The organism is Rhodopseudomonas sp. RCAM05734 (assembly GCF_052658035.1).
In genome coordinates, this window is the sequence record NZ_CP199742.1 from 2,655,715 (window position 1) to 2,675,304 (window position 19,590).

Below are 19,590 nucleotides of genomic sequence, written 5' to 3' on the forward strand. Positions count from 1 at the left end.
GTTGGCGGCTGGCATGATGGCGGCCGGAGACAACATGGCCCCCGATTCCCCGAACGCATCATCCGCGATCTTCGCCGCCAACCGCGCGCGAGGCAGGGTGGCGTTCGACGTGCAACTGGTGGACGGCAGGACGCGTCGCCGCGAGTTGCATGAATCCGGCTCGCTGCGGGTGCGCTTCCCGTCGCCGGAGGACCACGGCCTGTCGGCGATGTTCGTCAACACGGCCGGCGGCGCCGCCGGCGGCGATCGTTTCGACATCGATATTGCCGCCGGCGAAGGCACCAGCCTGACCGTGACCACCGCCGCCGCCGAAAAGGTCTATCGCTCCCACGGGCCCGCCGCCGAGATCAACATCAAGCTGAGGGCGGGTGCGGATGCGCATCTTTCCTGGCTGCCGCAGGAGACCATCCTGTTCGACCGGTCGCGCACCGAACGCCGCATCGATATCGACCTCGACGCCACGGCCTCGCTGGTGGTCTGCGAGATTGTCATCTTCGGCCGCGCCGCTATGGGCGAGACAATGCTGTCCGGCGGCTTTGTCGATCGCTGGCGGCTGCGCCGTGGCGGCAGACTGGTGTTTGCCGAGACCGTGCGGCTCGACGGCGATCTCGGCGCAAAGCTGGCGCGCCCGGCCATTGCGGGTGGCGGCCTGGCCATCGGCACGGCGCTGATCGTGCCCGGTGACGAGGCGCTGGTGGAGCGGATCCGCGAGGCCGCGGAAAACTTCGGCGGCGAGGTCGGCATCTCCAGCTGGAACGGATTTGCAATGGCCCGCTTCTGTGCGCAAGATGCGGCGAAGCTGCGCACTGACATGATGAACGTGCTGGCGCGCTCCGGCGCTGCGCTGCCCAGGCTGTGGCTGAACTAGCAATCAAGAGTATGCGATGAATCTGTCCCCCCGCGAAAAAGACAAGCTGCTGATCTCGATGGCCGCCATGGTGGCGCGCCGACGGCTGGAGCGCGGCGTCAAGCTCAACCATCCCGAGGCCATCGCCATCATCTCCGATTTCATCGTCGAGGGCGCCCGCGACGGCCGCACCGTGGCCGAGCTGATGAAGTCCGGCGCCGAGGTCATCACCCGCGCCCAGTGCATGGACGGGATCGCCGAGATGATCCACGATATCCAGGTCGAGGCCACGTTTCCGGACGGCACCAAGCTGGTCACCGTGCATGAACCCATCAGATAAAACTCCGTCATGCCCGGCCTTGTGCCGGGCATCCACGGCAGCGCGGAACATCGTGGATGGCCGGGACAAGCCCGGCCATGACGTCGCGAAACACGAGGTGACTACATGATCCCCGGCGAATTCTTCATCCAGGACGGCGACATCGAGCTCAATGCCGGCCGCGCCACCGTGACGCTGACTGTGGCCAATTCCGGCGACCGGCCGATCCAGGTCGGCTCGCACTACCATTTCTTCGAGACCAACCCCGGCCTCAAATTCGATCGCGCCAAGGCGCGGGGCATGCGCCTCGACATCGCCGCCGGCACCGCCGTCCGCTTCGAACCCGGCCAGAGCCGCGACGTTCAACTGGTCGAACTGGCCGGCAAGCGCGAGGTCTACGGCTTCCGCGGCGACGTGATGGGGAAGCTGTAAGATGTCCGTCAAGATCAAGCGTTCCGTCTATGCCGACATGTTCGGCCCCACCACCGGCGACCGCGTCAGGCTGGCAGATACCGATCTCATCATCGAGGTGGAGAAGGATTTCACCATCTATGGCGAGGAGGTGAAGTTCGGCGGCGGCAAGGTGATCCGCGACGGCATGGGACAGTCGCAGGCCACCAATGCCGAAGGCGCGGTGGACACCGTGATCACCAACGTGCTGATCGTCGACCACTGGGGCATCGTCAAGGCCGACGTCGCCATCAAGGAGGGGTACATCTGCGCCATCGGCAAGGCGGGGAATCCCGACATCCAGCCCGGTGTCACCATCAATGTCGGGCCGGGCACCGACGTGATCGCGGGCGAAGGAAAAATCCTCACTGCCGGCGGCTTCGACAGCCACATCCATTTCATCTGCCCGCAGCAGATCGAGCACGCGCTGATGTCCGGTGTCACCTCGATGCTCGGCGGCGGCACCGGCCCGTCGCACGGCACGTTTGCAACGACCTGCACGCCGGGCCCGTGGCACATCGGGCGGATGATCCAGTCCTTCGATGCCTTTCCGGTCAATCTCGGCATTTCCGGCAAGGGCAACGCCTCGAAGCCAGCGGCCTTGATCGAGATGATCAATGCGGGCGCCTGTGCGCTGAAGCTGCACGAGGACTGGGGCACCACGCCCGCCGCCATCGACAACTGCCTGACGGTGGCCGACGATCACGACGTCCAGGTGATGATCCACTCCGACACGCTGAACGAGTCCGGCTTCGTCGAAGACACCATCGCGGCCTTCAAGGGCCGCACCATCCACGCCTTCCACACCGAAGGCGCCGGCGGCGGCCATGCGCCTGATATCATCAAGGTCGCGGGCCTGCCCAACGTGCTGCCGTCGTCGACCAATCCGACCCGGCCGTTCACCCGCAATACCATCGACGAGCATCTGGACATGCTGATGGTCTGCCACCACCTCGATCCGTCCATCGCCGAAGATCTGGCCTTCGCCGAAAGCCGCATCCGCAAGGAAACGATTGCGGCTGAAGACATCCTGCACGATCTCGGCGCGCTCTCGATGATGTCGTCAGACAGCCAGGCGATGGGCCGGCTCGGCGAGGTCATCATCCGGACGTGGCAGACCGCCGACAAGATGAAGAAACAGCGTGGGTCCTTGCCGCAGGACAAGGGCAACAACGACAATTTTCGCGTCAAGCGCTACATCGCCAAATACACCATCAATCCGGCCATCGCCCACGGCGTCTCGAAGCTGATCGGCTCGGTGGCGGTCGGGAAGCTCGCCGACCTCGTGCTGTGGTCGCCGGCGTTCTTCGGCGTCAAGCCGGACCTGGTGGTGAAGGCCGGCATGATCGTGGCGGCGCCGATGGGCGATCCCAACGCTTCGATTCCGACGCCGCAGCCGGTGCACTACCAGCCGATGTTCGGCGCCTTCGGCCGCGCGCTAACGCAGTCGTCCTTCGTGTTCACGTCAGGAGCGGCGATCTCCAACGGGCTGCAGGCCCGGCTCGGCACCCAGAAGGCGCTGTACGCGGTGGAAAACACCCGCTCCGGCATCTCCAAGAAGAGCATGATCCACAACGACGCGACGCCGGATATCCAGGTCGATCCGGAGACCTACGAAGTCCGCGCCGATGGCGAGTTGCTGACTTGCGCCCCGGCCGAGGTGCTGCCGATGGCGCAAAGGTATTTCATGTATTGAGGGCGCGTCTTTCTTTCCCTCTCCCCCGGCGCCGCGAAGCGGCGTTGATGGGAGAGGGTGGATCGAAGCCCCGCGAAGCGGGGTTCGAGACGGGAGAGGGGGCTATTCCGGAGCGCGCGGCTTTCCCTCTCCCGCCTTCGATGCGCTCAGGCACCCTCTCCCGCGGCGCGCAGCTTCGCTGCGCTGGGGGAGAGGGAAAGGGAGCGACCGCTGCAAGCCCCCTTCATTCCCGCGCCATAACCCCCTAAGGTCCGCCCCGGCCGTCTCAGCGCCACAACAAAACACCGGGAGAACCGCCTTGATCTACGTCGTCGCCACCCTGTCCGTGAAACCTGAAATGCGTGCTGAACTGATCGAAGGCGCGAAAGCCTGCATCGCCGGAACCCGCAAGGAGCCCGGCAATATCGCCTATGACATGCATGAGAGCGTGACGGATCCAACCAAGATGGTTTTCGTCGAGCAGTGGGAAAACGCCGAAGCGCTCGTGCCGCATCGCCAGACCGAGCACATGAAGGCGTTCGGCCGTATCGCGGTGCAATGCTTCAGCGCGCCGCCGAAGATCGAGATCATCACCCCCGCCGACGTCGTCGTGCGATAGTCACGCGCTGGCGCGGATATTAAATATGAGAGTAAAGCCATGATCCGCGCCACCGACGTCAAGGGGCAGCACCTCTTCAAGCAAGCCGCGGCGGACACCGTCGTGCTGGATTTCGACGACCGGCATCGTCGCCGCATGGCGATGACCGGGACCCGCGGGCTGGAATTCCTGCTCGACCTGGAAAACGCCGTCGCCTTGCGCGGCGGCGATGCGCTGGTGCTGGAAGACGGCCGGCTTATCGAGGTGGTCGCCGCGCCCGAGCCGCTGATCGAGGTCCGCGGCTCTGACCCCGCCCATCTGGTGCGCCTCGCCTGGCATCTCGGCAATCGCCATTTGCCGACCCAGATCACCGGCCGCGGGCTGCGTATCCGCCGCGACCATGTCATCGAGGAGATGGTCAAGGGGCTCGGCGCCCGCGTCATTGCCATCGAGGCGCCGTTCGATCCCGAAGGCGGCGCCTATGCGGCCGTCGCCGAGACGCACGACCATGCCGGCCATGGCCACGCGCATGATCGCCACGACCACGGCCATCATGGTCACGCGCATGGCAAGCACGGTCACGACAGCCATGACCATGCCGCCCATGGCGATGCCGGACACGTGCACGACGAGACCTGCGGTCACGACCACGGGCACCACGACCATTCCCATGCTCATGACCACAAGTAGGCCGGCGGATCTCATGCCGCCGGTCGACACCGTCGCGCTGTCCGCGGACGAGGGCGCGGCGCTGTACCGGCTGATGACGTGGCTGTCGCCGGCATTTCCGGTCGGCGCCTTCTCCTATTCCAGCGGCATCGAATGGGCGGTGGAAGCCGGCGACATTGTCGATGCCGCCAGCCTGCAGGACTGGCTGTCGGCCATGCTCACCGATGGCTCCGGCTTTTGCGACGGCGTGTTCCTCGCCCAGGTGCATCGTGCGGCGGTCGCCGGCGACGAAACGCTGCTGCGCGAGATTGCCGAACTGGCAAGCGCCTTCGTGCCGTCAAAGGAGCGCCAGCTCGAGACCACGTCGCAGGGCCGCGCCTTCATCGAGATCGCGCGCAGCGCCTGGAATCACGACGGCCTCGACCGCCTGATCGCCGCTTGCGACTCGGCAATCGTCTATCCGGTCGCGGTCGGCTTGGTCAGCGCCGCGCACGGCATTCCGCTGTCCGCCACCATGCACGGCTTTTTCCACGCAGTGACCTCGAACTGGATCTCCGCCGGCGCACGACTGGTGCCGCTCGGCCAGACCGACAGCCAGCGCGTGCTGGCGGCGCTGGAGCCCGTCGTGGTCGCCACCGGCAAGCGTGCGATGGCCGCCAGCCTCGATGATCTCGGGGGCGCCACGTTCCGCGCCGACCTCGCCAGCCTGCGCCATGAGACGCAATATACGCGGCTGTTCCGGTCGTGAATGTCCATGATGCACGCGCTCGCACGACACCCACCGCTGTCATCGCCCGGCCTGCGCGCAATTGCGCGCCAGGACCGGGCGATCCAGTACACGCCGGCGCCAGCGATCAATCACGAACACCTGCGTCTACTGGATCCCCGCATGCGCGGGGATGACATTTCTTTGTGTGGCTGCGTATTGCATGGCTACACTTCGGCCCAACACTTCAACCCAGAGAGCATCTGACATGTCCTCCCTTCACGGTCCGCTGCGCGTCGGCATTGGCGGTCCCGTCGGCTCCGGCAAGACCGCGCTGATGGACCTCTTGTGCAAGACCATGCGCGAGCGCTACGACATCGCGGCCATCACCAACGACATCTACACCAAGTGGGATGCCGAATTTCTGGTGCGCTCGGGCTCGCTGACCGCCGATCGCATCGCCGGCGTTGAGACCGGCGGCTGCCCGCACACTGCGATCCGCGAGGACGCTTCCATGAACCTCGCCGCGGTCGCCGATATGCGCGCAAAATTTCCCGACCTCGACATGGTGCTGATCGAATCCGGCGGCGACAATCTCGCCGCCACCTTCTCGCCGGAACTGGCCGATCTGACCATCTACGTCATCGACGTCGCCGCCGGCGACAAGATTCCCTCCAAAGGCGGGCCGGGCATCACCCGCTCCGACCTGCTGGTGATCAACAAGATCGACCTCGCGCCCTATGTCGGCGCTTCGCTGGAAAAGATGGACACCGACGCCCGGCGCATGCGCGGCAGCCGGCCGTTCGTGATGACCAACATGAAGACCAACGACGGTCTCGAGACCATCATTCGGTTCATCGAGACCAAGGGCGGCCTGCAGGCGTCCTGAAACAATTTGATTTTGTCCGGAACAAATCGGCTCTGGCGTGATTGGATCAGGATAGGTCGTCCAAAGGCGGACAATAAGGGTTTCCAGCCACCGGCCGTGTGGGTGTTGTCGGCGTCTTCATTTTCCGGGCAGTGTGGCGTGCATTTCAAACCAGTCTATAGGCCGTGCCGGCGCTCCGCCGGAGCAGTTCATCTCCTTCTCATGACCGGGTAAGTCCTTGATCCGGCTCGGATTCATTATCAGTCTCGTAGCCCTGATCGGGGTGCTGCTGTCGGGTCTCGCGGCCTTTCGGGTGCACGATCAGGAACTGGCCATCGACGGCATCGCACTGGCGCGGGCCGTGGATATCCATGCCAGCCTGGTGCAGGACCGCCTCACCGAGCGCGAATTGCTGGCGCGGGTCGGGGCCGGCCTGTTCCGTGCGCCGTCGGTCATCAAGGCCAACATGCTGCAGCCGCTGCGCTCGTCGATCTATGCCTTCAAGGTCGATTTCGTGGTGGCGAGCTGGATCGCCCGCTTGCAGCCTGGCGAACTGGCATCGGCATCCGCCGAGCTGTCGAGCGCCGGCTTCCGCAATCCCACCATCCGCAATTTCGACGACAAGCCGCTGGATGCCCAGTCGCGCGATACGTCGCTCGACGTGCTGATGGACCTCGAGCCGCGCAACTCCGAGACCGAGGGCTTTGCCGGCCGCGCCTTGAATTTCAGTCCCGCGCTGGGGCCGACGCTGGCGCGCGCCCTGGCCGAGGGCAAGCCGGTGGCGTCCGATCCGACGCCGCTGCTGCGGCCGAACGGCCCGGTCGGCATCGTGCTGGCCGCACCGGTGCTGCAGGAGGGCAATGCCAAGCCGGCGGGGTTTGTCTCCTTCTCCTATGAACTCGGCCCGCTGATGCTGGCGAACGACGAAATGTCGCTGTTCTCGGTGGCGCTGAAGGATCCGCGCAAGGTTGACGGCGAACTGGTCGCTGACGACAACGGGACGGTCACAGAGCGATCGTTGGTCCCCAACGGGCCGGCGCTGGCGATTCTGCGCACCGTCAGCTTCGGCAATCGCGACTGGTCGCTGGGCTATTATCCCAAGACGAATTCGGTGGTGCGCGCGCAGCAGACCGCGTTCATCGTCGGCGGCATCGGCGTCGCGCTGACCGCCATCATCTGCGGCCTGTTTGGTTACGTCGGCTACAACAACCTGCGGCTCAGCCGCGAAGTGCAGATGCGGATCGGCTTCGAGCGGCGGCTGACCGCCGTGATCGACGAGCTCAACCACCGGGTCAAGAACATCCTTGCCGTCATCCAGTCCATCGTCACCCGCACGCTGCGCCACGGCAGCGACGTCGACGTCGACGTCGCCCGCGATCTGCTGATCGGGCGCATCCACGCCATGTCCAACGTGGTCTCGCTATTGTCCGAGAGCCAGTGGCAGGGCGTCAACCTGAAGGGGCTGTTCGAAGCGCGTGCGATTCCCCATGCCGACCGCATCGCCATCGACGGTCCTGACATTGTCGTCAGTGCCCGCGCGGCCCAGAGCCTGTCGCTGCTGTTCTTCGAGCTGGCATCGCATTCCGACGAGGGCCTGTCGCTGGTCGGCAAGCATCCGCACATCGTCGCCCATTGGGATGTGGAAGGCGCCGGCCCGGACGCCCTCTTCCATTTCCGCTGGGAGGAATTCAACACCAGCGCGGCGACCCGGCGTGCCGACAGCGACTTCGGCGTGGTGCTGCTCGACCGGGTCGCCCCGGAAGCGCTCGGCGGCACATCGAAGCGCTACTTCACCGACGTCAGCTATGTCTACGAGCTGACCGCGCCGATGGAGACCGTGGTCGACATGACCGAGCGCGATCGCACCGAGGCGCTGGCGGCGCCGATCAGGCGCCGCTCCTGAGCGGTTTCCGGCAAGCCGGACGCATCACAATTCCGCCCCCGGTTTGCCGCAACGCCGTCGCAAGCAAATTCGCATAAAAGAGCGGCCACCGCGAGGTGGCCGCTTTGGCATTTTGCAGGTGAGCGCCGGTGCTAGCCGCCGCTGCCGCCGATGACCGCCCGCGTGGTGTTGTCGGGGCCGAAATCGTCGGCGCCGTCCACATAGAGCAGGGCGCTCAGCTTCGAGCGCGCGCGGTTGACGCGGCTCTTGATGGTGCCGACCGCGCAGCCGCAGATCGTTGCCGCATCCTCATAGGAGAAACCCGACGCGCCCACCAGGATCAGGGCTTCGCGCTGGTCCTGCGGAAGCTTCTCCAGTGCGGCACGAAACTCCTCGAACTCCAGATGAGCGTTCTGCGCCGGCTGGGTCTTCAGAGTCTTGGCATAGCTGCCATCGGCATCCTCGACCTCCCGCCGCCGCTTGCGGTAATCCGAGCGGAACAGGTTGCGCAGGATCGTGAACAGCCAGGCCGGCAAGTTGGAGCCGGGCTGGAATGAATCGATGTTGGCGAGCGCACGCAACAGCGTTTCCTGCACCAGATCGTCTGCCCGGTCGCCATTGCCGCTCAGCGAAATCGCGAAAGCGCGCAAGCTGGGGACCGACGCCAGGATGTCGTCGCGAAGAGAATCTGTGAGGGGCATTATTCGCTCCCTTCGGTTTTTGCCGCGGGATCGACGGCTTCAGGACCGTCAAGCTTGCGGATCAACTCCGCGAAGCGATCCGGGACGCCTTGCCGCACCACATCGTCGTACATAGCGCGAAGCTGGTGCCCGATCCGGGACTGGATCTCGGCATTGAGACCACCCTGCTTGGACTTCACATCTTTCATGACCCGTTCCACATTCCCCAAGAGTTGAGCCCCTGGAATTCGAGAAATTTTCTTGATTTCTGAGGCCTTTGCGGCGTCTGTACAGCTGCTAATGCAAAGCTGGCTGGAAAGTTCCGGGAGAGTGGAACTTTTGTCCGGCTGGGGCGTAAACATTGGCATCGCGCTGGGGATCCTTGCCCAGGCGTTATGCTTTGACTCAGACATGATGGAGTGGGGATGTCCCGATCACAGCTCGTAGCTGAACATTTACCCCTGTTGCGGCGGTATGCCCGTGCCTTGACCGGAAATCAGGCCTCAGGCGATGCCTATGTGGGAGCGATGCTGGAAGCGTTGCTGCAGGACCAGTCGCTGCTCGACGAAAAATTCGGCCCGCGCGCCGCGCTTTTTCGCCTGTTCACGCAGATCTGGAATTCGGTCGCGCTCAATGACGATACCGATGCCACAGCGCTGCCGATGCCGTCCGAACGCCGGTTGTCCAACATTACGCCGCTGCCGCGTCAGGCCTTCCTGTTGCTCTCGCTCGAAGGGTTCTCGGAAGAAGAAGTGGCTTTCGTGCTCGATACCGACGTCGCCGAGATCCGCACCCTGGCCGACACCGCCGGCCGCGAGATGGCTGCCGAGATCGCCACTGACGTGCTGATCATCGAAGACGAGACCTTCATCGCCATGGATCTCGAAAGCCTGGTCAAGAACCTCGGCCACAACGTGATTGGCGTTGCACGCACCCATTCGGATGCGATCGCACTTGCCAAGAACAAGAAGCCCGGGCTGATCCTCGCCGATATCCAGCTCGCCGATGGCAGCTCCGGCCTCGACGCGGTGAATGAACTGCTGCGGATCTTCGAGGTACCGGTGGTCTTCATCACCGCCTATCCCGAGCGCTTCCTGACCGGTGAGCGGCCGGAGCCGGCCTTCCTCATCTCGAAGCCGTTCCAGCCTGCCATGGTCTCCGCGGTCGCGAGCCAGGCTTTGTTCTTCCAGCGCAACTCGCGCAACAAGGCGCCGAAAGCGGCGGCGTCCTGATCCAAGCGCGCCCGTGCATTCCATGAAAAACGCCTGCATTGCAGGCGTTTTTTTATTGGGGGAGCATTCGACTGTCAGACATAAGAATGCGGGACGCAGCCGGCATCACCACAGCCGCGCCCCGCGTCGCCGGTCTTTTGGGGCAGGGGACGACCGGCTGCAGACTTGACGCACAATCCGAAAAAACGTTCCGGCGGATGCGAGAAAATCGCCACACGGTTAATTGATCGAACGATCAAGAACTGAGCCTCGACAACTACGTTGCTAGGATGGGCGTCGAATGGCGCTGGAGAGCGACGAGCGAGGCGGCGATGTCTCAGGTCTTGAACGGAATTTTTGGAGTGCTGGCGGCAACGGCAACCTTCGGTGCGATCCAGTTCGCCTCCGGTAGTGATCTCGGCAGCATCCATGGCGACATCCGCCAGATCCAGTCCGATCAAAGTGGCGTCAATCGCGCTGCCAAGGCGGACCGGGGAGCGCCCCGTTTGCCGCTGGCTTCGGGAACGACGTTGTTATTCAAATCGGACAGTCTTGCTGACACGTCAGTCCTGATACGTCTTCATTCGAAGCCCGCCAACGTCGAAACCGTGAACAACGGCCCTGCACCGATAGCGGTACGGCCCCCCACCCCGCGAAAGTCGACCGTCGCTTGCGAACCGGTGGTGAGCGTTTTGACCGAAGTTGCTAAGCATCTGCAGCCCGGGCGCTGCATCACCTGACGGTACGCTTAACGACTATTCCGCGTCGGTTGGCTCTTCGTCACTGGAGGCCGCAGTATTGCGGCTCATGAGAAAACCGAGCGCTACGCCGCCAACGGCGAGCAGGGGGATCAGTTTCTTGAGCCCGACCGCGCGGACCAATTGGAGGCCTGCGGCAAGCAGCATGGGATCAGCCAGGATCGAGGAGGCCGCGGATTTCGCGGCTTCTCGTGCGGCTGCAGCAGCCGCTGCGGCGCGAATTTCGGCTTGCCGTTTTTTGTTCGTGTAAACCGCCGCTACGATCAGCGAGATCACCAGGAAGATGCCGGCCACCGTCAGGCAGGCTTCCACGGGACCATATTTCTGCAGCACCGCCATGAAAGCCGCAGCGCTCAGGAACGCCAGCGTCACGAACAGCGCAAACCCAGCCGCCGCAGCGAGCGACGTCATGCGAACCGCCGTACCGGTGCCCGACTTGAAATCCTCGATCATTCGTTGAAACATAAACGCCCCCCGCATTCAAAAAACGATAGCTTAAAACAATCTGACGGCGCCTGCGCGGCGCCGTCAGATCAGGTCAGAGCCGCCCAACCGTCCTGAAGGGCTTACTATTTAATTGTCAGCGGCGCCACGTCACGCCGATCAGGAAGCCGAGGCCGAGCGCCAGGCCGACGGTCGCCAGCGGGCGCTGCTGGACGACGTCTTCCAGCGTTTCCTCGAAGGAATAGGCTGCGTCCTGCGCGGCGTCGAAGGCGGCATTGCCGCGTTCGGAAACGTCGGACATGACGGAATCGACGTTGGCGCGCGCCTGCTTGAATCCACGGCGGGCCTGTTTGCTGGCCTGGCCGGTGAAGGCATTGAGCGCATCGGTGATCTGGTCGGTGAGTGCTGCGATATCGTTTTTCACGGCTGTGAGGTCCTTTTCGAGACGATTGTAAGTGTCTTTCTCTGCGAGGTTTTTGATTTCACCTTCGCCATCGATACTCGACATCCCTGTGCTCCTGCGACTTGGAGAATGCGAGGCACAAACGCCCCGTTTTTGCGGAAGTTCCCGCAGCCGGACCAGATTAGTCCGGCGGCAGCCGAGGCGAATTGACGGGCATCAAATGCTCTTTCAGGACCAGTCCGACGATCAGCAGGGGCGAGGCGAGGAAGCCTCCCATGGGCCCCCACAGCCAGGTCCAGAAAGCCAGCGCGATGAACACCGCAAGGGCGTTCAGCTGCAGTCGACGGCCGATAATCGCCGGGGTGACGAAGTGCCCCTCCAGGAAGGTCAGTCCGACAAAGGCCAGTGCCGCGATCAGGCCGGCGCCGAGGGTCGATGACGCGATGATGCCGACAACGGCGAGGATCACGAACATGGCCACGGGACCGATGATGGGAAAGAAGTTCAGCGTCGCCGCGAGCGCGCCGAGTCCGGCCGGATTGGGCATGCCTGTGACAGCGCAGATCAGGCCGGTGGCGATGCCAACGCCGAAATTGATCATGGTCACCGTAAATAGGTACCCGCCCAGGCTGGTCTCGATCGTATTGAGGATGCGCAGCGTTCGCAGCCGCCACTCGTGGTCGGCGAAATTCATCACCAGCCCGCGACGCAGATCCTTCCAGCCGGCGATGAACAACACCAGGATGGCAAAGAACAGCAGGAATTCGGTGAATGTCGGCGACAGGAATTCCAGCGTCGGCTGCACCCAGTCGATCTTCGGCAATTCAAACTTGCTGGACGAAAGCGGGTCCGTGGCACCGAACATGTTCTGCACCTGGTGCCACAGCGCCAGCGGACGATCGAAAATGTGCAGCTTGTCCTTGAGCCGCAAGCCGAGCTCCGGCAGACGGTTGGTCCACTCCACCAATGGCGAGGAAATCAGTCCGACGATGAAGGCGATGCCGGCGCAGACGAAGGTGACGATCAGGACCGCAGACACCGCGCGCGGAATGCGGTGGCGCTCGAGAAAGTTCGCGGCCGGGGACAACATGGTGCCGACGATGAAGGCGGTCACGATCGGCAGAAAGAACGCCTTGGCCACGTAAAGAACGGCCACCACCGTAATCAGCAACAGGGAAACCAGCGTGAAGGCCACCACCTCTGCACGTGCACGACGGATCACCGGCGGCTGTTCGGCGTTGCTGTCAGGCAGTGGCGTGCCAGCTTGCGCATCGTTAGAAACGGCGCGAACCCGGCCTGGCGGATTGTCGCGGCTGCCGGCCATCCGGGCCACGGCTAGATCTTACCAAGGACGAGCAGCACCAGGATGACGACAAGCACGGTACCGACAACGCCGGAGGGCCCGTACCCCCAGCCGCTACTGTAGCCCCAGCTCGGAAAGACACCGAGCAGGACAAGGACCAGGACGATGATCAGAATGGTGCCAAGCGACATGAGCTGTGATCTCGCGATGGGCGGAAATGCCACCCGCGGTCCAGTCCGCGTTCAACGCTATCAACAGCGGAACGCGGTTAAGGTTCCGTCGCGAAAGCGTGATTGCGGGGGTGGTTGACAGCCTCGGAATGCGTCGCATCGCTGGGAACCACGGGGCTCCGGTCGGGTTGGTACAGCGGATATCAACGCGACGCATCACAACGGGGCCGATCATGACACAGGCATCTTCCGCAAATCGCAAGCAGTCGCTCCGCACCTCTGGTGCATTGCTATTTGCCGCGGCTTTGATGACTGCCACGGCGCTAATGGCGACCGCCGCCTCGGCGCAGGTGATGAGCTACGCATCGCCAGAGAACGCCTTCCCGTCCGACGTGATGGCGAACCCCGACGTCGACGAGAACGATACGAATGTAGTGCCGGAGCGGCTTCGCCGCGCGATCGTTGCTTTCGACACCCGCGAGGCACCCGGCACCGTGGTCATCGATACCGCCAATACTCAGCTCTATTATGTTCTCGGACAGGGACGCGCTGTGCGCTACGGCGTTGGCGTCGGCCGCGAAGGTTTCAGATGGTCCGGCACGCAGACCGTGACGCGCAAGGCGGAATGGCCGGACTGGCGTCCGCCGGCGGAAATGATCGCTCGCCAACCCTATCTGCCGCGCTTCATGGCAGGCGGTCCGGGCAATCCTCTGGGCGCTCGCGCGATGTATCTCGGCACCAGCGACTATCGTATCCATGGCACCAACGATCCGTCGACCATAGGCAAGTTCGTGTCGTCGGGCTGCATCCGCCTCACCAATGAGGATGTCGCCGACCTGTTCAACCGGGTCGATGTCGGCACCAAGGTGGTCGTGCTGCCGAAGACCGGCGCCCCGCGCCTTGAGGCGCGCAATGCACCCGTGCCCCGCACCGTGAGCGATAGTCGGGTCCGCCCGTCATCTGCGCAGAACGGCCGACAGGCGATGAACGTCTCGATGTCGTCGCTGTACTAACAGCTACAGATCGGAGATCGCGATGACTGGGATATCACGCAAGCGCCTGGCACTCGGGCTGATGGCCGTGTTTTCTGTCGGCGGTGCATCGAGTGCGGTCCAGGCGCAGGATTTTCTGTCGGCCCTGTTCGGTTCGCTTGCGGGCGGGCGTGGGCCGGCGCCGTCGATCCAGATACCGTTCGCCGGCGATGGCGGGCCTGTGCAACCGCATGACACGCGACCGCGCAGCACGGGCGGTGGCCGTCAGGCATTCTGTGTTCGTACCTGCGATGGCCGTTATTTCCCGATCACGGGCTCGGATAGCCAAAGTCGCGCTGCCTCGTGCAACAATTTCTGCCCGTCGAGCGAGACCAAGGTGGTCTACGGGAGCAATATCGATCAGGCTGCCACCGAGACTGGAAAGCCGTATTCCGAACTGCCCAATGCGTTCCGCTACCGCAATGAGCTGGTCTCCGGCTGCACCTGCAACGGCAAGGACCCGGCGGGGCTTGCAGCGGTCAAGATCGAGGACGATCCGACTCTGCGCAAAGGCGATATCGTGGCGGGTGCCGATGGCCTGATGGTGGCCCGAAGCCCGGACAGGCGTGGAGCGTCGCTGAATATGTCACCCGCCCCAGCGTCGCTTCGCGCCAGATATGAACGCGTGCCGGTAGTCGCTTCCGATTGAACGGATTGGTCCGTGCAAGGTCTGCGGTGAAGCCGCCGCGGGCTCCCTTTGCCTGAAGAAACAGGGCGCGCAATCTCTGTTCCCCATATGGAACCCAAACGTTGGGTCCACGTTGTTCCAGTATCAGGCAACGCGCACCAGCCGACGTTGCCATCCGTTCACCAAGTGGGGGTTATCGCTATGCTCGTCGGCGTCCTGATCACGTTTCTCGTCGTTATTCTCATTCTGTATCTGATCAACCTGCTGCCGATTGACGGCCGGGCCAAACAGATCTGCCGCGTCGTGGTGATCATCCTCGGTGTGATCTCGCTCCTGAAATATATCGCGGTTTTCTGACGCCATTAGAATTCATAGGAAGAAGCCCCGGCGGATCCGCCGGGGCTTCTTATGTCTGCGGCAACTGGCAGCCAACAAGTCCATCGTCATCCTGAGGTGCCGTCGCTCTTGCGACGGCCTCGAAGGATGCACCGCAAGCGCTGGCGCCCGCTCCGCATCCTTCGAGGCTCGCCCTACGGGCGAGCGCCTCAGGATGACGACGGTGGAGTAACGCCCAGCAAGAGCCAATCACACCGCCGCTTTGGCCTCGCGACGACGCGCGGTCAGGATGAATTCGGTATAGCCGTTCGGCTGCTCTCGGCCCTTGAAGATCAGGTCGGCAGCGGCCTTGAAGGCGACGCCGTCGAAGCCCGGGGCCATCGGCTGATACAGCGCGTCGCCGTCGTTCTGCTTGTCGACCACGACCGCCATGCGCTTCAGCGATTCCATCACCTGCTCCTTGGTGATGACGCCCTGGTGCAGCCAGTTGGCGAGATGCTGCGCGGAAATGCGCAGCGTGGCGCGATCTTCCATCAGGCCGACGCCATGGATGTCCGGCACCTTGGAGCAGCCGACGCCCTGGTCGATCCAGCGCACCACGTAGCCGAGAATGCCCTGGCAGTTGTTGTCGATCTCCTGCTTGACGTCATCGGGCGCCCAGTTGGACTGCGACACCGGGATGGTCAGGATGTCCGACAGTTTTGCGCGCGGTCCGCCCTTGCTCAGTTCCTGCTGGCGCGCGGCAACGTCGATCTGGTGATAATGCAGGGCATGCAGCGTTGCCGCGGTCGGCGACGGCACCCAAGCCGTGGTGGCGCCGGCCTGCGGATGCGCGACCTTCTGCGTGAGCATGTCGGCCATCTTGTCGGGCGCCGCCCACATGCCCTTGCCGATCTGGGCATGGCCGGGAAGCCCGTCGACCAGGCCCATGTCGACGTTCCAGTCTTCATAGGCCTTGATCCAGGCGGTGGCCTTCATGTCGTTCTTGCGGATCATCGGGCCCGCTTCCATCGAGGTGTGGATCTCATCGCCGGTGCGATCGAGGAAGCCGGTGTTGATGAAGCAGATCCGCTTCGAGGCAGTCTGGATGCAGGCCTTGAGGTTCACCGTGGTGCGGCGTTCCTCGTCCATGATGCCGACCTTCAGCGTGTTCTCCGGCAACGACAGCATCTTCTCGACACGGCCGAACAGCTCGCAGGTCAGCGCCACTTCGTCGGGGCCGTGCATCTTCGGCTTGACGATATAGACCGAGCCGGTGCGGCTGTTGCGCAGGCCGGTCGACTTGAGATCGTGGATGGCGAGCAGGCCGGCAACCGCGGCGTCGAGCAGGCCCTCGGGGATTTCCTCGCTTTTGGAGTCCAGCACCGCGTCGGTGAACATGTGGTGACCGACATTGCGCATCAAGAGCAGGCTGCGGCCGTGCAGCGTGACATCCTTGCCGTCGAGGCCCTTGTAAACGCGGTCCTTGTTAAGCGAGCGCTTCAGCGTCTTGCCGCCCTTCTCGAAGTCTGCCGAAAGCGTGCCGTCCATCAGGCCGAGCGTGTTGCGATAGACCAGCACCTTGTCCTCGGCATCCACCGTCGCCACGCTGTCTTCCATGTCGAGAATGGTCGAGACTGCGGATTCGATGATCATGTCGGCGACACCAGCGGAATCGTCCTTGCCGATGGTGTTGCTGCGATCGATCTTCACCTCGATGTGCAGGCCGTTATTGATCAGCAGGATCGAGGTCGGCGCGGCGAGGTCGCCGAGATAGCCCTTCAGCTGATTTTGGTTCTTGAGTGCCGTCAGGTTGCCGCTCTTGAGTTTGGCGGAGAGCTGGCCGGCGACGATGCTGTAGGCGGTGACGTCGGTGTGGCTGCCGGTGGCCAGCGGCACGGCATGGTCGAGGAATGCCTTGGCCTTGGCGATGACGCGGTCGCCGCGCGCCTTGTTGTAGCCCTTGCCGCCGTCGGTGGCCTCGTGCGGGATCGCATCGGTGCCGTACAGTGCGTCGTAGAGCGAACCCCAGCGCGCATTGGCAGCATTCAGCGCGTAGCGCGCATTGGTCAGCGGTACCACCGGCTGCGGACCGCAGATCTGACCGATCTCCTCATCCACATTGGTCGTCTCGACCTTGGCTGTGGCCGGCTCCGGCAGCAGGTAGCCGATCTCCTTGAGGAACGCCGTATAGGCGGCCATGTCGAAGCTCTTGCCCTTGTTGGCGCGATGCCAGGCGTCGATCTTGTCCTGCAAGGTGTCGCGCACCGCGAGCAGCGCGCGGTTCTTCGGGCCGAGATCGCCGACGATTCCGGCAAGGCCGACCCAGAAGGCGTCCGGCGAAATCCCGGTCTTGGGGGTGGCTTCCTTGGAAATGAAATCGAACAGGACGGGGGCGATCTTCAATCCGTGGGCGTCGATGCGTTTCATGTGTGATTTCTCGCGAAAGCGGCAATTCTGCTCAATTTTCAGGGAAAGTGACGGCCAAACGGCGTCACACGGCGTCCTGCCGTCCTTTTAGCGATAAAGCGCGGCGGCTGAAAGACCCCGGTTTTCTCGCCTTGTGGCAGGGGCCCGCGCGTCGGCGCGGCCGGGCGAGGGGAGTGTTACGCTCGGGACCGCTATCCGACGCGGACGGAGGCTGGCATCGGGCCAGCTTTGCTGGCTCGTGGGTCCGTGCCACCTTCTTCCACTCAGAGCAGGTCAGCTAGATGTTGGCGGCGAGATCGACATGTTCGTCGAACAGGATCCCGGTCTCCGCCAGCATGCGTTCGATGGCGTCGGTCGCGTCGGCGACCGACCGCTGCGAGGTATCGATGGTCAGTTCGACCGCGCCGGGCGCCTGATAGTTGTTGCCGATGCCGGTGAAGCCATGCAGCGCCCCGGCGCGGGCCTTGGCGTAGTGGCCCTTGGGATCGCGTTGCTCGCAAATTTCCGCGGGCGTGGAGACGTAGATCTCGCGAAACGCTGCGTCGGCGATCCGCCGCGCCGCAGCACGATCTTCCAAGGCCGGAGACACCGCCGCGACGATGGCGATGTGTCCATTCTTGGCGAGATGGGCGGCGACTTCGGCGAGGCGGCGAATGTTCTCGCTGCGATCCTGGGCCGAGAAACCGAGATCGTTGTTGAGCCCGGCGCGCAGCGTGTCGCCGTCGAGCAGGATCGGCGAGCCGCCGCGGCTGAACAGCCGGCGCTCCAGCGCCAGCGCCAGCGTCGATTTGCCGGAGCCGGGCAGGCCGGTCAACCATAGCACGGCGCCGTTATGGCGATAGCGCGCCGAGCGTTCGTCGGGCCGCAGCGCGGATTCCACCGGCACGATGTCGACTGGCACGGCGCGCTGCCCGGCATCCACGGACAGCACCAGTCCGCCGCCGGCGATGCGGCCGTTGACCTCGATCACCAGCCGGCCGGTGCGGGGGTTGTCGGTATAGGGGTCGGCAGCAATCGGTTGCGCCAGCGAGATGTCGATTTCGCCCACATGGTTGCGGGCGATGGCCTTGGCGGCGACGCTCTGCAGGTCGCCGGGATCGACAGCCTTCTCGATGGCGACGATGGTGGCGCGGCTTTCCCGTGTGCCGACCCGCAGCAGTACCGAGGCGCCGACGGCCAGCGGCGCATCGTGCAGCCAGAAGATCCGCGCGCGAAGCCGGCGGGTATCGCGGGGAGCGGCGCCGACATGGGCGATAACGTCGCCGCGCTCGATGAACAATTCGCGGTCCAGGGTAATGCCGGTGGAGCGGCCGGCGCCCTGCGGACCCGACAGCGGCGTTAGCGGCCAGCTCTCGACGCTCTTGATTTTCGCAATCTTGCCGGCCGGCATGATGACGATCTCGTCGCCGGTGCGGAGATTGCCGGATTCGATCCGGCCGGCAACGATGCGACGGTCGTCGAACTTGTAGATGGCTTGCACCGGCAGGCGCAGCGGCAATTCGTCGAGCGCGCGCGCCGGCGTAAGCGCATCCAGCGCCTCGACGACCGTCAGGCCCTTGTACCAGCCGATGCGATCGGTGCGCTCGGCGACGCCGTCGCCGTCGCGCGCGGAAATCGGGATCACCGCGCTCGGCGTCACGCCGAGGTCGATCAGGTGCGCCGAGATCTCGTCGCTGATGTCTCGGAACCGCGCTTCGGAAAAGTCGACGCGGTCCATCTTGTTGACGACCACCGCGACTTGTTTGATGCCGAGCAGATGCAGCAGATAGCCATGTCGTCGCGTCTGGTCGCGCACACCTTCCAGTGCGTCGATGATCAGTACGGCACCGTCGGCCTGCGAGGCGCCGGTGATCATGTTGCGCAAGAACTCCGCATGGCCGGGCGCGTCGATCAGGACGACGTCGCGCGATTTGGTTCGGAAGCGGATCTGCGTGGTGTCGATGGTGATGCCCTGGTCGCGCTCGGTCTGCAGCGCGTCAAGCAGGAACGACCATTCGAACGGCATGCCGCGGCGGGCGCTGACCGCCTTCAGCATTTCCAGCTTGCCGTCGGGCAGCGAGCCGGTCTCATGCAGCAGCCGCCCCACCAGCGTCGACTTGCCGTGATCGACGTGGCCGACGATGACGATGCGGACCTGCGGGCGGGTGGTGCCGTTGGGCGTCGCGAGGTTTGGTGAGACAGCGATGTTCATCGGAGCGCTCGG

At 64.0% G+C, this 19,590-nt stretch carries 22 protein-coding genes; 14 read left to right on the forward strand and 8 right to left on the reverse strand.

The features are described 5' to 3' along the window. Positions 1-34: 34 nt before the first annotated feature. The 9 genes from ACUXVA_RS12520 to ACUXVA_RS12560 all read left to right on the forward strand — a co-directional run bounded on the left by ACUXVA_RS12520 (position 35) and on the right by ACUXVA_RS12560 (position 8,035). Positions 35-868: an urease accessory protein UreD gene (locus ACUXVA_RS12520; protein ID WP_265080023.1), complete on the forward strand. Its 834-nt coding sequence runs from the start codon at positions 35-37 to the stop codon at positions 866-868. Positions 869-884: 16 nt separating this feature from the next. Next, positions 885-1,187 (forward strand): urease subunit gamma, encoded by a 303-nt coding sequence (locus tag ACUXVA_RS12525; RefSeq protein ID WP_445492441.1) that lies wholly within the window; start codon positions 885-887, stop codon positions 1,185-1,187. A gap of 105 nt (positions 1,188-1,292) precedes the next feature. Then, positions 1,293-1,598, forward strand: a complete 306-nt coding sequence (locus ACUXVA_RS12530) for an urease subunit beta (protein ID WP_265080021.1) — start codon at positions 1,293-1,295, stop codon at positions 1,596-1,598. Position 1,599: 1 nt separating this feature from the next. After that, complete coding sequence (gene ureC / locus ACUXVA_RS12535) at positions 1,600-3,312, forward strand: urease subunit alpha (RefSeq protein WP_265080020.1); 1,713 nt, start codon at positions 1,600-1,602, stop codon at positions 3,310-3,312. A gap of 298 nt (positions 3,313-3,610) precedes the next feature. Next, complete coding sequence (locus tag ACUXVA_RS12540) at positions 3,611-3,910, forward strand: putative quinol monooxygenase (RefSeq protein WP_265080019.1); 300 nt, start codon at positions 3,611-3,613, stop codon at positions 3,908-3,910. A 39-nt stretch (positions 3,911-3,949) separates the two neighbouring features. Further along, positions 3,950-4,579, forward strand: coding sequence for an urease accessory protein UreE (locus ACUXVA_RS12545; RefSeq protein WP_445492444.1), 630 nt, complete (start codon positions 3,950-3,952; stop codon positions 4,577-4,579). Next, positions 4,566-5,306, forward strand: coding sequence for an urease accessory protein UreF (locus ACUXVA_RS12550; protein ID WP_445493279.1), 741 nt, complete (start codon positions 4,566-4,568; stop codon positions 5,304-5,306). Before ACUXVA_RS12545 ends, ACUXVA_RS12550 begins: the two co-directional genes overlap by 14 nt. 226 nt (positions 5,307-5,532) lie before the next feature. Then, entirely contained in the window at positions 5,533-6,153 is a 621-nt protein-coding gene (gene ureG / locus ACUXVA_RS12555) for an urease accessory protein UreG (RefSeq protein ID WP_445492446.1), read from the forward strand. Between the two features lie 217 nt (positions 6,154-6,370). Further along, on the forward strand, positions 6,371-8,035 hold the full coding sequence (locus tag ACUXVA_RS12560) for an HWE histidine kinase domain-containing protein (RefSeq protein ID WP_445492448.1): 1,665 nt from the start codon (positions 6,371-6,373) through the stop codon (positions 8,033-8,035). 131 nt (positions 8,036-8,166) lie between these two features. Here the strand turns inward: ACUXVA_RS12560 and ACUXVA_RS12565 are convergent, their stop codons facing one another. Together ACUXVA_RS12565 and ACUXVA_RS12570 are read right to left on the reverse strand one after the other, a co-directional pair. Then, positions 8,167-8,715 carry a sigma-70 family RNA polymerase sigma factor gene (locus ACUXVA_RS12565; protein ID WP_265080017.1) on the reverse strand — a complete coding sequence of 183 codons (549 nt, stop codon included), beginning with the start codon at positions 8,713-8,715 and terminating at the stop codon, positions 8,167-8,169. Next, positions 8,715-8,903 (reverse strand): NepR family anti-sigma factor, encoded by a 189-nt coding sequence (locus tag ACUXVA_RS12570; RefSeq protein ID WP_265080016.1) that lies wholly within the window; start codon positions 8,901-8,903, stop codon positions 8,715-8,717. Before ACUXVA_RS12570 ends, ACUXVA_RS12565 begins: the two co-directional genes overlap by 1 nt. A 216-nt stretch (positions 8,904-9,119) precedes the next feature. Here ACUXVA_RS12570 and ACUXVA_RS12575 point away from each other — a divergent pair, with 216 nt between their 5' ends. Next, positions 9,120-9,926: a response regulator gene (locus tag ACUXVA_RS12575; protein ID WP_265080015.1), complete on the forward strand. Its 807-nt coding sequence runs from the start codon at positions 9,120-9,122 to the stop codon at positions 9,924-9,926. 311 nt (positions 9,927-10,237) lie between these two features. Beyond that, positions 10,238-10,645, forward strand: a complete 408-nt coding sequence (locus ACUXVA_RS12580; RefSeq protein ID WP_445492451.1) for a hypothetical protein — start codon at positions 10,238-10,240, stop codon at positions 10,643-10,645. Between the two features lie 15 nt (positions 10,646-10,660). Here ACUXVA_RS12580 and ACUXVA_RS12585 read toward each other — a convergent pair whose 3' ends face one another. From ACUXVA_RS12585 to ACUXVA_RS12600, 4 genes are all read right to left on the reverse strand, one after another. Continuing rightward, on the reverse strand, positions 10,661-11,128 hold the full coding sequence (locus ACUXVA_RS12585) for a hypothetical protein (RefSeq protein WP_265083818.1): 468 nt from the start codon (positions 11,126-11,128) through the stop codon (positions 10,661-10,663). A gap of 115 nt (positions 11,129-11,243) precedes the next feature. Beyond that, the gene (locus tag ACUXVA_RS12590) at positions 11,244-11,615 is read right to left on the reverse strand and encodes a DUF883 family protein (protein ID WP_265079996.1); all 372 of its coding nucleotides are present in this window, start codon (positions 11,613-11,615) and stop codon (positions 11,244-11,246) included. Between the two features lie 76 nt (positions 11,616-11,691). Further along, complete coding sequence (locus tag ACUXVA_RS12595; protein WP_445493280.1) at positions 11,692-12,834, reverse strand: AI-2E family transporter; 1,143 nt, start codon at positions 12,832-12,834, stop codon at positions 11,692-11,694. An 11-nt stretch (positions 12,835-12,845) separates the two neighbouring features. Beyond that, positions 12,846-13,004: a DUF3309 domain-containing protein gene (locus ACUXVA_RS12600; RefSeq protein WP_265079995.1), complete on the reverse strand. Its 159-nt coding sequence runs from the start codon at positions 13,002-13,004 to the stop codon at positions 12,846-12,848. A 212-nt stretch (positions 13,005-13,216) separates the two neighbouring features. Here ACUXVA_RS12600 and ACUXVA_RS12605 point away from each other — a divergent pair, with 212 nt between their 5' ends. The 3 genes from ACUXVA_RS12605 (at position 13,217) to ACUXVA_RS12615 (ending at position 14,999) form a co-directional block, all read left to right on the forward strand. Next, positions 13,217-13,996: a L,D-transpeptidase gene (locus ACUXVA_RS12605; RefSeq protein WP_265079994.1), complete on the forward strand. Its 780-nt coding sequence runs from the start codon at positions 13,217-13,219 to the stop codon at positions 13,994-13,996. A 61-nt stretch (positions 13,997-14,057) separates the two neighbouring features. After that, positions 14,058-14,663, forward strand: coding sequence for a DUF2865 domain-containing protein (locus ACUXVA_RS12610; protein ID WP_445493281.1), 606 nt, complete (start codon positions 14,058-14,060; stop codon positions 14,661-14,663). 180 nt (positions 14,664-14,843) lie between these two features. Then, positions 14,844-14,999, forward strand: coding sequence for a Thivi_2564 family membrane protein (locus ACUXVA_RS12615; RefSeq protein ID WP_086937086.1), 156 nt, complete (start codon positions 14,844-14,846; stop codon positions 14,997-14,999). Between the two features lie 228 nt (positions 15,000-15,227). Here ACUXVA_RS12615 and ACUXVA_RS12620 read toward each other — a convergent pair whose 3' ends face one another. Next, positions 15,228-17,387: a malate synthase G gene (locus ACUXVA_RS12620; protein WP_445492455.1), complete on the reverse strand. Its 2,160-nt coding sequence runs from the start codon at positions 17,385-17,387 to the stop codon at positions 15,228-15,230. 277 nt (positions 17,388-17,664) lie between these two features. Continuing rightward, entirely contained in the window at positions 17,665-19,578 is a 1,914-nt protein-coding gene (cysC, locus tag ACUXVA_RS12625; RefSeq protein ID WP_265079991.1) for an adenylyl-sulfate kinase, read from the reverse strand. Between the last annotated feature and the right edge of the window lie 12 nt (positions 19,579-19,590).

What these genes read in the sequence shown, in the direction of transcription:
- ACUXVA_RS12520 (WP_265080023.1), top strand. Translation starts at nt 35, where the DNA reads ATGGCCCCCGATTCCCCGAACGCATCATCCGCGATCTTCGCCGCCAAC.
- ACUXVA_RS12525 (WP_445492441.1), top strand. Translation starts at nt 885, where the DNA reads ATGAATCTGTCCCCCCGCGAAAAAGACAAGCTGCTGATCTCGATGGCC.
- ACUXVA_RS12530 (WP_265080021.1), top strand. Translation starts at nt 1,293, where the DNA reads ATGATCCCCGGCGAATTCTTCATCCAGGACGGCGACATCGAGCTCAAT.
- ureC (WP_265080020.1), top strand. Translation starts at nt 1,600, where the DNA reads ATGTCCGTCAAGATCAAGCGTTCCGTCTATGCCGACATGTTCGGCCCC.
- ACUXVA_RS12545 (WP_445492444.1), top strand. Translation starts at nt 3,950, where the DNA reads ATGATCCGCGCCACCGACGTCAAGGGGCAGCACCTCTTCAAGCAAGCC.
- ACUXVA_RS12550 (WP_445493279.1), top strand. Translation starts at nt 4,566, where the DNA reads ATGACCACAAGTAGGCCGGCGGATCTCATGCCGCCGGTCGACACCGTC.
- ureG (WP_445492446.1), top strand. Translation starts at nt 5,533, where the DNA reads ATGTCCTCCCTTCACGGTCCGCTGCGCGTCGGCATTGGCGGTCCCGTC.
- ACUXVA_RS12565 (WP_265080017.1), bottom strand. Translation starts at nt 8,715, where the DNA reads ATGCCCCTCACAGATTCTCTTCGCGACGACATCCTGGCGTCGGTCCCC.
- ACUXVA_RS12570 (WP_265080016.1), bottom strand. Translation starts at nt 8,903, where the DNA reads ATGAAAGATGTGAAGTCCAAGCAGGGTGGTCTCAATGCCGAGATCCAG.
- ACUXVA_RS12575 (WP_265080015.1), top strand. Translation starts at nt 9,120, where the DNA reads ATGTCCCGATCACAGCTCGTAGCTGAACATTTACCCCTGTTGCGGCGG.
- ACUXVA_RS12580 (WP_445492451.1), top strand. Translation starts at nt 10,238, where the DNA reads ATGTCTCAGGTCTTGAACGGAATTTTTGGAGTGCTGGCGGCAACGGCA.
- ACUXVA_RS12585 (WP_265083818.1), bottom strand. Translation starts at nt 11,128, where the DNA reads ATGTTTCAACGAATGATCGAGGATTTCAAGTCGGGCACCGGTACGGCG.
- ACUXVA_RS12590 (WP_265079996.1), bottom strand. Translation starts at nt 11,615, where the DNA reads ATGTCGAGTATCGATGGCGAAGGTGAAATCAAAAACCTCGCAGAGAAA.
- ACUXVA_RS12595 (WP_445493280.1), bottom strand. Translation starts at nt 12,834, where the DNA reads ATGGCCGGCAGCCGCGACAATCCGCCAGGCCGGGTTCGCGCCGTTTCT.
- ACUXVA_RS12600 (WP_265079995.1), bottom strand. Translation starts at nt 13,004, where the DNA reads ATGTCGCTTGGCACCATTCTGATCATCGTCCTGGTCCTTGTCCTGCTC.
- ACUXVA_RS12605 (WP_265079994.1), top strand. Translation starts at nt 13,217, where the DNA reads ATGACACAGGCATCTTCCGCAAATCGCAAGCAGTCGCTCCGCACCTCT.
- ACUXVA_RS12610 (WP_445493281.1), top strand. Translation starts at nt 14,058, where the DNA reads ATGGCCGTGTTTTCTGTCGGCGGTGCATCGAGTGCGGTCCAGGCGCAG.
- ACUXVA_RS12615 (WP_086937086.1), top strand. Translation starts at nt 14,844, where the DNA reads ATGCTCGTCGGCGTCCTGATCACGTTTCTCGTCGTTATTCTCATTCTG.
- ACUXVA_RS12620 (WP_445492455.1), bottom strand. Translation starts at nt 17,387, where the DNA reads ATGAAACGCATCGACGCCCACGGATTGAAGATCGCCCCCGTCCTGTTC.
- cysC (WP_265079991.1), bottom strand. Translation starts at nt 19,578, where the DNA reads ATGAACATCGCTGTCTCACCAAACCTCGCGACGCCCAACGGCACCACC.